The 3,891-nt window shown below is 70.4% G+C and carries 2 protein-coding genes; both read left to right on the top strand.

Going from position 1 to position 3,891, the window contains the following annotated elements:
• Positions 1-241 precede the first annotated feature (241 nt).
• Positions 242-2,272: a condensation domain-containing protein gene (locus tag MB828_RS44890; protein WP_343236255.1), complete on the top strand. Its 2,031-nt coding sequence runs from the start codon at positions 242-244 to the stop codon at positions 2,270-2,272.
• On the top strand, positions 2,269-3,891 hold a 1,623-nt coding region (locus MB828_RS44885), incomplete at its 3' end, for a condensation domain-containing protein (protein WP_301653197.1). The genes MB828_RS44890 and MB828_RS44885, both read left to right, overlap by 4 nt.

The raw sequence follows: 3,891 nt of genomic DNA, 5'->3' as shown, positions 1-3,891 counted from the left end.
TGGTGCGTTGCCGAATACGCGTTTGTATGTGTTGGACGGGGGGTTGTCGCCGGTTCCGGTGGGTGTGGTGGGTGAGTTGTTTGTGGGTGGTCCGCAGGTGGCGCGGGGTTATGGGGGGCGTGCGGGGTTGACGGCGGAGCGGTTTGTCGCGGATCCGTTTGTGGGGGACGGGTCGCGGATGTATCGGACGGGGGATCGGGTGCGGTGGTCGCCGTTCGGGGAGGTGGAGTTCTTGGGGCGGGTGGATGAGCAGGTGAAGGTGCGGGGTTTTCGTGTCGAGCCGGGTGAGGTGGAGGCGGTCCTGGCCACCCACCCCCGCATCCGCACCGCCGTCGTCGGCGTGGTCGGTGAGGGCACCGACCAGCGCCTGGCCGCCTACGCGGTCCCCGCCGACCCGGCCGACGGCATCCCGACCGTGGGTGAACTGCGCGAGCATCTGCGACACGGACTGCCGGACTTCATGATCCCGTCGTACTTCACCGAACTGTCCGCGTTGCCGTTGACCCCGAACGGCAAGGTCGACCGCGGCCGCCTGCCGGCACCGGACGGCCTGCGGCCACGGCTGGACGGGTTCGTCGCACCGGCTACCCCGACCGAAGAACGCCTCGCCGGGATCTGGGCCCAGGTGCTCGGTGTGGACCGCGTCGGCGTCGAGGACAACTTCTTCGAACTCGGCGGCGACTCGATCATCAGCATCCAGGTCGTGGCCCGCGCCAGGGAGGCCGGCCTGCACTTCACCGTGGCCCAGCTGTTCGACCATCAGACCGTCGCCGGACTGGCCGCCGTGGCCACCGGCGAGAGCGCCGCCGACGCGGAACAGGGCCTGGTCGTGGGCGACTTCCCGCTCACCCCGATCCAGCGGTGGTTCTTCGACCAGGAGATGCGGGAGCCCGGCCACTTCAACCAGTCGATGCTGCTGGAGGTCACCGAACGCGTCGAGGCCGAGACGTTGCGGGTGGCCGTGGCGGCGGTCCTGGAGCAGCACGACGCCCTGCGGTCGCGGTTCGTCCGGGAGGGCTCGCGGTGGGCCGCGCGAGTGATGGCCGCCGAGTCGGCCGACGTCGTACGCGTCGTCGAGACGACCGGCCGCGACGACGAGGACGAATGGGCATTCCTGGACGCCTGCGGTGACGAGGCACAGGCCGGCCTGGACCTGACCGACGGACCGCTCCTGCGGGTGGTGCTGTTCGACCGGGGCACACCGGGACAACTGCTGTTCGTCGTCGTGCACCACCTGGTCGTGGACGCGGTGTCCTGGCCGGTGCTGCTGGAGGACCTGTCGGCCGCCTACGGACAGGTCGAACGAGGCCTGCCGGTGAGGCTGCCGGCCAAGACCACCTCCTTCATGCGATGGGCCCAGCGCCTCAACGAACTCGCCCGCTCCCCGGAACTGGCCGCCGAAGCCGCGTACTGGCGGACGGCCGAGACCACCTCCGCCCCGCTGCCACGCGACCACGACGGATCCAACAGCCTGGCCTCCCTGCGGGAACTGTCGGTCGGCCTCGGGACGGAACAGACCGAGCGGCTGCTGCGCGACGTCCCTGGCGCGTTCCACACCCAGATCAACGACGTACTGCTCAGCGTCCTCGGGACCGTGCTCACCGAATGGTGCGCGACCCCGCACGTGGTGGTCGACCTGGAAGGACACGGCCGCGAGGACGTGGGCGCCGACATCGACGTGTCACGGACGGTGGGCTGGTTCACCAGTGTCTACCCGGTCGTCCTCGCCGGAACGAGCGGCGGCGAGGACCCGGGCGCGATCCTGCGCCGCACGAAGGAACGGCTGAGGGAGATCCCCCGCAAGGGCCACGGCTACGGCCTGCTGCGTCACCTCGGGCACTGGGACCCGGGCCCCGGCGCCGACGTCGCCTTCAACTACCTGGGCCAGACCACCCAGGCGGTCGACGCGGCCGGTGCCTCGGCCGGGCGGTTCAGGCCGACCGGCAGGGCACTGGGCCGGCCGCAGTCGGTGCTCGGGGACCGCACCCACCTGCTCGAGATCAACAGCCAGATCGCGCTCGGCCGCCTGGAACTGGTGTGGATGTACAGCGACCAGATCCACGACGAGTCGACCGTACGCCGGCTGGCACACCGCTACATCGAGGTCCTCGACGACCTGATCGCGTACTGCTGCCGACCCGACGTCGGCGGTTACACCCCGTCCGACTTCCCCTTGGCCGGCCTCGACCAGGACGTCCTCGACCTCATCCAGCAGCGTTTCGACTCACCTGCCGTCCCCGGTGAGGCCGCCGAATCCGGAGGAGCATCATGACCGCGTTCGACACGACGGCCGGTCGGCGGGCCCGCGCGATCGAGAACATCTACCCGCTCACCGCGCTCCAGCAGGGCATGCTCTTCCACACGGAGCTGGCCGACGAGCCCGGAATGTACTGGGTGCAGAACGGCCTGCTCCTGGAGGGGAACCTCGACCTCACCGCCCTGCGGCGGGCCTGGGAGCTCATGTTCAGCCGGCACGAGGTGCTGCGCACCACGGTCGTCTCCGAAGGAGTCCCCGAGCCGCTGGCGGTGGTGTCCCGTTCCGTCCCCCTGCCGCTGCGGGTACTGGACCTGTCGCACCTGGACGAGGCCGGACGGCAGCGGGCCGTCGACGACTACCTGACCTCCGACTGGGAGTCGGGGGCCGACTTCACCGCCCCCACCCTGGTGCGCGTCGCCGTCATCCGGCTGGCCCCCGAACGGCACCAGCTCGTCTGGAGCTACCACCACATGCTGCTGGACGGCTGGAGCGACCCCATCGTGGTGGGCGAACTGCTGGAGTCGTACCACGCGTTCCGTGAGGGCGGCGAACCGCGACTCGCCACCCGCAGGCCCTTCCGGGACTTCGTGGCGTGGGTGACGGGGCAGGACATGGACGCGGCCCGCGCGTACTGGCGCGAACGCCTCGCCGGAGTCCGCGAGACGACGACGCTCGGCATCGAACGGCCGACTGGCGACCGGGGCCCCGGCGAGTGCCGGGTGCCGCTGTCCCCGGAGGCCGCGACGACCGGTGTGGCGGAGTTCGCCCGACGTCACCGGCTGACCCTCAACACGGTGGTCCAGGCCGCGTGGGCGGTGGTCATGGCCCACTACTCCGGCAGCGACGACGTGGTCTTCGGCGTGACGTCGTCGGGCCGCGACGGCCGCCTGGACGGCATGGACGCGATGGTCGGCATGCTCCTCAACACCACGCCCGTCAGGATCACCCTCGACCGCGACCAGCCGGTGACCGACTGGCTGACCCGCCTCCAGGACGAGCAGGTCCGGGCCCGGCAGTTCGAGCACACACCCCTGGTCGAGATCGCCGCCTGCAGCGAACTCCCGCCCGGCGAGGAGCTGTTCCAGAGCCTCTTCGTCTTCGAGAACTTCCCGGTCCAGGAAGTGCAGCAGGAACAGCGCAACTCCGCGGCGAGCGGACTGCGCGCCGGCGCCAACTACGGCCGCGAACAGGCGAACTACCCCCTCAGCGTGACCGCCAGCTCCGGCCGCGAACTCACGATCAAGATGTCCTACGACCGCGCCCGGATGGACGCCGACGCGGTGGACCGGATGGCCGGCCACCTGGCACACGTCCTCGAGGACTTGATCACCGCTGACTCTGACGCCGGTCGGCGGGTGGGGGATGTGTCGTTGGTGTCGGTGGTCGAGGTTGAGGGGTTGGTGCGGGGGTGGGCTGGTGTGCCGGTGTCGTTGCCGTCGGTGGGTGGGGTGCATGAGTTGATCGCGGGGTGGGCTGGTGCTGTGCCGGATGCGGTGGCGGTGGTGTCGGGTGAGCGGGTGTTGACGTATGGGGGGTTGGTGGCGCGGGCGAGTCGGCTGGCGCATGAGTTGCGGGCGTGGGGGGTGGGTGCGGAGTCGGTGGTGGGTCTGTGTCTGTCGCGGGGTGTCGATCTG

The organism is Streptomyces arenae (assembly GCF_022343545.1).
GTDB lineage: Bacteria > Actinomycetota > Actinomycetes > Streptomycetales > Streptomycetaceae > Streptomyces > Streptomyces humi.
The sequence above is the reverse complement of the archived record's forward strand: the minus strand, read 5'-3'. Positions and strand labels throughout refer to the sequence as shown.